At 22.1% G+C, this 8,124-nt stretch carries 9 protein-coding genes and 1 pseudogene (1 of these 10 only partly in view); 8 read left to right on the top strand and 2 right to left on the bottom strand.

All coding sequences use genetic code 11. The features are described 5' to 3' along the window. The first annotated feature begins 1,496 nt into the window (after positions 1 to 1,496). Positions 1,497 to 1,751, top strand: coding sequence for an ATPase, T2SS/T4P/T4SS family (locus LUA84_RS01465; RefSeq protein WP_231434539.1), 255 nt, complete (start codon positions 1,497 to 1,499; stop codon positions 1,749 to 1,751). A 32-nt stretch (positions 1,752 to 1,783) separates the two neighbouring features. Further along, positions 1,784 to 2,038: a hypothetical protein gene (locus LUA84_RS01470; protein WP_231434112.1), complete on the top strand. Its 255-nt coding sequence runs from the start codon at positions 1,784 to 1,786 to the stop codon at positions 2,036 to 2,038. A gap of 619 nt (positions 2,039 to 2,657) precedes the next feature. Here the strand turns inward: LUA84_RS01470 and LUA84_RS01475 are convergent. Continuing rightward, entirely contained in the window at positions 2,658 to 2,822 is a 165-nt protein-coding gene (locus LUA84_RS01475) for a DUF2240 family protein (RefSeq protein WP_231434113.1), read from the bottom strand. Positions 2,823 to 3,295: 473 nt separating this feature from the next. On the opposite strand from LUA84_RS01475, the gene LUA84_RS01480 reads away from it, so the two are divergent. The 5 genes from LUA84_RS01480 to LUA84_RS01495 all read left to right on the top strand — a co-directional run bounded on the left by LUA84_RS01480 (position 3,296) and on the right by LUA84_RS01495 (position 7,129). Next, positions 3,296 to 3,436: a hypothetical protein gene (locus tag LUA84_RS01480; protein WP_231434114.1), complete on the top strand. Its 141-nt coding sequence runs from the start codon at positions 3,296 to 3,298 to the stop codon at positions 3,434 to 3,436. Positions 3,437 to 3,639: 203 nt separating this feature from the next. Beyond that, entirely contained in the window at positions 3,640 to 3,762 is a 123-nt protein-coding gene (locus tag LUA84_RS04110; RefSeq protein WP_256443493.1) for a hypothetical protein, read from the top strand. 1,226 nt (positions 3,763 to 4,988) lie between these two features. Further along, entirely contained in the window at positions 4,989 to 5,153 is a 165-nt protein-coding gene (locus LUA84_RS01485; RefSeq protein ID WP_231434115.1) for a hypothetical protein, read from the top strand. 922 nt (positions 5,154 to 6,075) lie between these two features. Further along, positions 6,076 to 6,378 (top strand): hypothetical protein, encoded by a 303-nt coding sequence (locus tag LUA84_RS01490; RefSeq protein WP_231434116.1) that lies wholly within the window; start codon positions 6,076 to 6,078, stop codon positions 6,376 to 6,378. Positions 6,379 to 6,976: 598 nt separating this feature from the next. Further along, entirely contained in the window at positions 6,977 to 7,129 is a 153-nt protein-coding gene (locus LUA84_RS01495) for a hypothetical protein (RefSeq protein WP_231434119.1), read from the top strand. A 30-nt stretch (positions 7,130 to 7,159) separates the two neighbouring features. On the opposite strand, the gene LUA84_RS01500 is transcribed toward LUA84_RS01495, so the two are convergent. Then, entirely contained in the window at positions 7,160 to 7,420 is a 261-nt protein-coding gene (locus LUA84_RS01500; RefSeq protein WP_231434121.1) for a DsrE family protein, read from the bottom strand. Positions 7,421 to 7,560: 140 nt separating this feature from the next. Between LUA84_RS01500 and LUA84_RS04640 the strand changes: the two are divergent. After that, positions 7,561 to 8,124 (top strand): annotated as a pseudogene (locus tag LUA84_RS04640) (KaiC domain-containing protein) (it continues 286 nt past the right edge of the window).

The raw sequence follows: 8,124 nt of genomic DNA on the forward strand, positions 1-8,124 counted from the left end.
AAATGCAATAGAAATCGTATTAATAACTTTAATATTATTTTTTATCTCCCAGTCAATGATTTTATATTTCAATCAAATAACAAATCCATCAAATTATAATAAAATAATTTTAAATTATATAAAATCAAACGTTGAATTTTGTATATATTATTCTTACTTATATAATGCAAATCTCTATTGTCAGCCTTCACAGAATTATAGATTTTCAATAGATGAGGATATACANTGTTGTATATTTATGCATGTGGAAATTCTTTATCTATAAATTTAAATAATAATGCATATTTTCATCCTATCTATGGTGTAGCTTTGAATTCTTTCTTTTTGCAATATAAAAATTATTCTTCAAATTCTATTTTCAATCTCAAGCTAAATTTATATTTTTCCAAGTTTTCATTCATTACATAAGCAACATTTATGATTTTATTCATAATGTTGTAGATGTAATAAGAAAAAAAATTGAAATAAAAAGAAAATTAAATGAAAAAAATGAAAAAATAAACATTATAGAAAATCCAAATAATGAATATCAACCAAATTTAAATAGCCATTAATTAATAATAAATATGAAAAAAGAAAAAATAAAAAAGCAGGTAAGAAAGTTTATAATATAAAATTTAATTAATATACCTTCACAAAATAAAAAAATTACTGAAAATGATAAACTTAGATTTTTTGTAGAATTAGATGGAAAGAATGAAAGTATAAGTCAATTTAGGTATCCACTAACTAAGATGAATATTCTTGGTAGAGAATATATATTTGCATATGCTGATATATCTTGGGATAATGAATATGGTGAACTTATATATCATGTAATAGAACCAAGTATGAATGAAAAAGATAGAAAAATTATAAATGAAATAATTCATGATTTAGCTAGAACATCAGAACTTCCCTTAGGAATGGAAAAAAATGAAGAATATACCAGAAATTATATAATAAAGGAATCTTTGAATATAATAAAAGAAAAAGGATATCCAATAGATAAAAATAAGTTGCCATATATATTATATTATATAATAAGGGATACAATTGGTTATGGAATAATAGATCCATTAATGAGGGCTCCATTAATTGAAGATATATCTTNTACGGGTATAAATTATCCAATATTTATATTCCATAGAAATCCATTAATAGGTGAAATCACAAACAAATTTACAATNNAATGTCTGATGAAGAATTAGACAATTTTGTAATAAAATTATCTGTAAGAACTGGAAGAATTGTATCCGTTGCAAATCCTTTGTTAGATGCAGCTGTACCTGATGGATCAAGAATCCAGATAACTTTTGGAAAAGATATTTCTAGGAGAGGTTCTNNNNTTACAATTAAAAAATTTACAGAAGATCCATTCACTCCAATTGATCTATTATTATATGGAACTGTAGACTTTAATATATTAGCATATTTATGGACATTAATAGAAGAGGGAAGCATCATTATTAATATCTGGAGGAACTGCTACAGGTAAAACATCATTCCTATATGCAATATCTTTATTTATAAAACCTGAGAAAAAGATAATTTCAATAGAAGATACTGCAGACTTAAAGTTACCACATCCAAACTGGATATCTCCAGATGCAAGACCGGGATATGGTCCAAATAGATATGGTGAAGTTACTATGTTTGATCTATTAAAGGCTGCTTTGAGACAAAGACCAGATTATATAATTGTAGGTGAAGTAAGAGGTGAGGAAGCTTATATATTGTTCCAGGCAATGGCAAAGGTCATGCTGGTTTAGGTACTATNNNTGCAGAAAGTTTTGAAGCATTAATGGATAGATTATTATCTCCTCCAATTAATTTACCTCCATCTTTATTGCAAGTATTGGATGGAGTTGTGTTTCTTAAAAGATTGAGATATCAAGGAAAATATGTAAGAAGAGTAGATAAGATATATGAAATAATTGGATTTAATAAAGAAAAGAAAGATGTTGATACGATAATTTCGTTTAAATGGGATCCAAGAGATGATTCTTATATACCAGCTGAAAGTTATATATTAAATAAAATTGCTGAAATTAGATAATTGGAGTAAAAGTGATGATAAAAACAACTTTGAATTTAAAATAAGGGTATTAGAATATATGTTAAGAAATAACATAAGAAAATATAGAAAGAATTCAGGAATTATGAATATGTATTATAATAATCCCGATAAATTAATGAGTTTAATAGGATTCTAGTTCAATAATTTCTTTTGGTCTTTCATTATAAAATTTTATTATATAAGTTTTATTATTACTTAATTGAATATTTTTTTCTATAATATAATATATTAAAGTTGTCTGCTAATACTATATAGTTATTATCTTTTTCTTTTAGCAATCTTATATATCTATATGATATATAATTTTGATTTAGATTTATGTTTTCATCTATTTTTTCTATTAAGTCTATATTATTTATGAATATTGATAGAACAAAGTCATTTAAAACAACTGCATTTTTTACTTTTATATTATTATTTTCTTTTAATATATCTTCTTTTCTTTTCCATCTATAATCTTTAATTATTATGCTTAATTAATCCAGTTTCATCTCCAGCTTCTAGAATTATTAAATTATCTTTTTTTATTAATATTTTATTTTTTTTTAATTTTATTTCTTTTATCTTTAATCAAGGATATAAATTTTTTACTTTTATATTATATAAATCTTCTATATGTTATTCCCTTCTCTTTTAATATCAATAAAATAGCCGTTTCTTCATCAATTAAATTTTTATATTGTTTTATTTTTTCATTTATTAATTCTTGTAATTTTGTTTTTGATATACCTAAAATTGATGAAACATAATTCTTATCTATCATAAATAATATTTAGTAATAAAAAATAAATCATCATTGAATCTTGCAACCATATATTAGTACCTGAGGATGTTTGTATTTCATAATTTGAACCAAGTCCACATACAATTTAAGAACCATTATATAAGGTAAATGAATATTGAGAATAAACACTACAATTTGAAGTTACGTATTGAGAATTTGCTAACAGTTGTAGTTGAGCAGATGAATCAGTGGAAGTTCCTATTTGGCTTGCTATTATTGCTGCATATTCTGAACATTGTGCACTACTTGTTGGATTAGATGAAGGAGATATCTGACTAGTCTGTCCAGCAAATTTTCCGAGTCCGCCAGTAAATATTAATACAAGAAATACTAATCACAACTATTGCAATAATTGCTAAAACTATAGTATTTATAGGTAAACCCTGTGTTCTTTTTACCATTTTAAATATAAATTTTTTTATAAATATAAACTTTTCGGCTTATTTATATACATGAAAATTTCTTTTGTACTATTAAGGGTGAATATACAAGAATGGGATGATAAAAATAGAATATTAAATGTAATTGATTTATTATTAAAGGATATTGATAGAAAGAAAATAGAAATAAATAATTATAAAGATAGAGGGTAAATAAGTAATATAATTGAAGTATATGAAATAAAAATTAACAATAAAAATAACATAGATATATTTTTTAGAAATCTAATTTCTTTAGGATTAAAATTTGAAGATATAAAAAATAATTGCAACTTTGATGAGAATTATAATATTTATATAATGAAATAATAAAGATGAACTAACATTAAATAAAATTATTAAATTACATTATACCGATGATTCGTTTTTTATTAAAAATAAGTTTTGATTATTATAAAAAGGATAAAGAAATAGTTTTAAATAATTCAAAAGAATACTTAGAAAATATAAATAAAAAATTTTTATACAATAATATTTAATGAAATTTGTTCATGTTTCTGATACCCATTTAGGATGTCAAATACCGAGTAGAATATAGCGAGATTAGAAAATATGATTTTTTAAATTCATTTAAACAGTTATGATGTTNNAATTAGAGAAAAAGTTGACTTTATAATTCATTCTGGAGATTTTTTTGATGATTATTTTAGAATAGATTCAAAATATATATTGGAAATAACTTAGATATATTATTTAAATTAAAGGATAATAAAATACCATTAATATTTATTAAGGGAAATCANGATACAAAAGGACAAAGGCAAAATGTTTTGGAAATATTAAAAAAATTGGATTTAATATATAAGGCAAATATAAAAGAACCATTTATATATAAAGATATATACATTTATGGAATATCCGAACCTTCAAATTTATCATATGAACAANTGAGACAACTATAAAAAGAATCTATCAAATTTAAAATTTGAAAATAATGGTTATACAATTTTNTGTTTCATGGTGCAATAAATATATTTCCAGAAAATATATTGGAAGGCTATGGAAAAGAACCAAGGATTCTATCTCCAGAAGATTTTCCTAAAGCAGATTATTATGCATTTGGACATTTTCATAAAAAACATTTAGAAAAACACGAAAATAGAGTATTTGCTTTACCAGGTTCTACTGAAAGGACTGAAATATCAAAAGATGAAGAAAATATAAAGAAAGGATTTTTTTATGTAAGAGATGAGGATATAGANNTTAAAGAATTAAATGTTAGGCCAATATATATTTATGAAGATATAATAAACAATGATGATGGATTAAATAAATTAAAAAATGATATTTATAGTAAATCTAAGGAAACAATCATAAAAATTAAAGTTAGATATAAAAAGGATTATTATACTAATATAAAAAATCTATTGGAAAATTTAATGGAATCTGGTTATTTAATCTTAGATGATTCTTATTCTTTACATGAAGAAATAAAATTAAATAATGAGGTAATTACAATAGATAATATAATGGATAGTTCTTTTTTTGTAAATAATAAGCAAGAAATAAAAAAAATGCTTAATTATATAAAAGAATTATGTTGAGGAAATGTATTCTGCCAACAATTCTGATTTGGATAGAATAAGAGAAGCTTTATTTAAACAATTAATAAAATGGAAGCTTATAGGATCAAAATTAGAGAATTTTAAAATACATAAAAATTTAGAGATCAATTTTGATGAAAAAAATATAATAATAGGAGAAAATGGGGCTTGGAAAAACTTCTATATTCCATGCAATATTATTTGGATTATTTGGAAAAGATTCTTTACCTAGTATAAACATATCAAATGTATCATCTTTAATAAGGACTGGTTCAAATAATTTAAATGTAGAATTGGAAATTTCTGAATGGAAATACTTTATATAAAATAATAAGATCTTCAAATAATAATGGAGAATCAAAGGTAATATTATATGAAGGAAATAGTGTTATAGCTTCAGGNNNTGATATTGTTAATAAAAAAATAAAGGAAATATTGAATATAAATAGGGTTGAGAATTTACAGATGTATTATATATAAAACAGGGGGATTTGGGAAGATATATTATATTTATCTGGAAAAATTGAATTAACAAAATTCATTAAAAAAAATATTTGATATAGAATATTATTCTTTAATATTNAAAACAGTTGACAGTGATTAATAAAAGACTTAGAAAAGGAAGAAAGATAGGAAGAAAAAGAAAAGGGCCTATTATTAAAAGATATAGAATTATATAAAAATATCTTTGGTGATAGAGATATTGAAAAATTATTAGAAGAAATTAATAAATATTTGGAATTAAAGAAAGTAAGAGATAATATATATAAAGATTATTTAGAGTTAAAAACATTGGAAAGAGCATAGATTATAATTTATTAACTCAGGAAAATTATTTAAATCAAAAGGAAAAAGTAGAGCAAGAAAAAGAAAAGGAACTATATGATAATATATTAAATCTTGAATCTGAAAGAAAAAATCTTAAATATGAAGATTATTCAAAAGAATTATTCAGTAGTTCTTTANNNTATTTAGAAAGTAGAAAAAAAGGAATTAGCAATTTTTGGAAAATGTTGATGAAAAAGAATGTAGAATATAGGTTAAAAAAATTAAAAGAAGTATATTCTAGTATAGATAAATATATAGAATATAAAAATGTAGAAAATGAAATAAAAAATATAGAAAATAAAAAGAAAGAATTGGAAAATAATATAATAATTTTAGAAAAAAAAAAAAAAGAAGAAGAAGAATATTTAAATATATTAAATAGAGAAATATCAGAATGTCCTGNATGTAAAAGAGCCTTGGATGAAGATTTGCATAAAAAAATTGTTAAATCAATATAAAGAAAGTTTGGAAAAAGATAAAGAAAATTTAAGTAAATTAAAAAATGAAAAGAATAATTTAGATAAATTATATCAGGAAATAGAAAATAAATATAAGTATTTTTTATACATTCAGGGAAAAATTAAAGATAAAGTAAATTTGTTAGATATTGAAAATGAAAAAATAAGAATTGAAAAAGAGATCAATGAAATAAATTATAAAGTAAATCAAATAAATGAATATAAGATAATAAAGGATACAATAAGATTATATAAAGAAAAATGAACTGGATAAAGTAATAGATAATTTAAGAAAAGAATATCAAAATATAAAAAATGAGATAAATAATATTAAATATTCTTTAATGAAGATAGATAATATGAAAAGGAAATGTTAGAAAAAATAAAAGATATATATAAAAGGAATAATTTGAATTCAATAAATGAGTTTGAAAATAAATTAAATGAACATTGAATAAAGAAATAAAGAAATATGAAAATCTAAAACCAGAATTGGTAAAAAATTAAAAAGAAAAATTAAATATGTATAATAGTATAAATGAAAAATTAAAGAATATAAGTAAAAATATAAATAATTTGCGATCCCTATATAATCTTTCTATTAAAATATATAGAAGTTAATAGAGAGAAACTATCTAAAAATCTAGAAAATGCATTTAAATTCTATTTTAAGAAATTATATAGATATCAAGATATTATAGATGTTGGAATAGATATAAAGGAAAGTAAAGTAAAGGATGAGAAATTATTTTATATTTATGTAATTAAAAATATTGATGGAAAAAGTATTAAAAAGTATATTGATGAGGCTGGATTAANNGGTGGACAAATAAAAATATTGGATTTGGCATTAAGATTAGCAATTGCTTCTATATCTAAATCTAAATATTAATATACTATTGTTAGATGAACCTACAAAAGCTTTAGATGAGAATATGAGATTATCTTTAGCCCAAGTAATATCTAGCTTAAATAATTATCAAGTAATATTATGTACACATGATGATTTGTTTTAATAGATAATGTTGAAGGAAAAATAATCGAAATTAAAAGGTAATTATTCCATATCCATGATCTACTAATTTATTAAATTCTTCATATGAAAATATTTTATCTGTATATATTAATTTTTCTTCTAGTATATTAAATTTCATCATAAATTTTTCGCATGCATATATGTTTATATTTAAATTTTTTATATCCTCTAAATGTTTAGATATAATTAAATTATATTCTTCATTTTCTTTATTTAATGCTTTAATTCCTTCTAAAGTAAAACAAATTTTTATATCTTCTGCTCCGCTCATTTTTAATACTTTTGAAAATTATAATGCCATTTCTATTGTACTTTTATCTTCTTATGTCAATAATATTAAATATTTTGCCATAGAAATATAACAATGTTATTATTTATAAATGTTTAAGCAGTTTATTTCAAAATATTATAATGATATATAAAGTTAGAAAATATGTACAAGGATTTGATGAAATATTATATGGAGGAATACCTGATAGAAATGTAGTATTATTAAGTGGAGGACCTGGTACAGGAAAATCTATTTGAGGTAAACAGTTTTTATATAATGGATTAAAAAATAATGAAATATGGAGTATTTGTTGCATTGGAAGAGCATCCAGTAACTGTTAGAAGGAGTTTTAAGAATTTTGGATGGGATATATCAAAATATGAGGAAGAAGGAAAAATAGCAATTGTAGATGCATTTACTGGTGGAACTGGTACACGCAGCTCAAAGAGAAAAATATCTAGTAAAAGATTTAGATAATATACATGAATTATTAGATGTAGAAAGCAAGCAAAAAAAGATACAAATGCAAAAAGAGTTGTTGTAGATTCTGTTTCTACATTATATTTAACAAAACCAGCAATGGCAAGATCATAGTAATGTCATTAAAAAGATTGATTGCAGGTTTAGGGTGCTACTGCAATATTTGTCTCACAAATTTCTGTTGGTGAGAGAGGGTGTGGGGACCTGGAGTTGAACATGCAGTA

The organism is Candidatus Nanopusillus massiliensis (assembly GCF_920984865.1).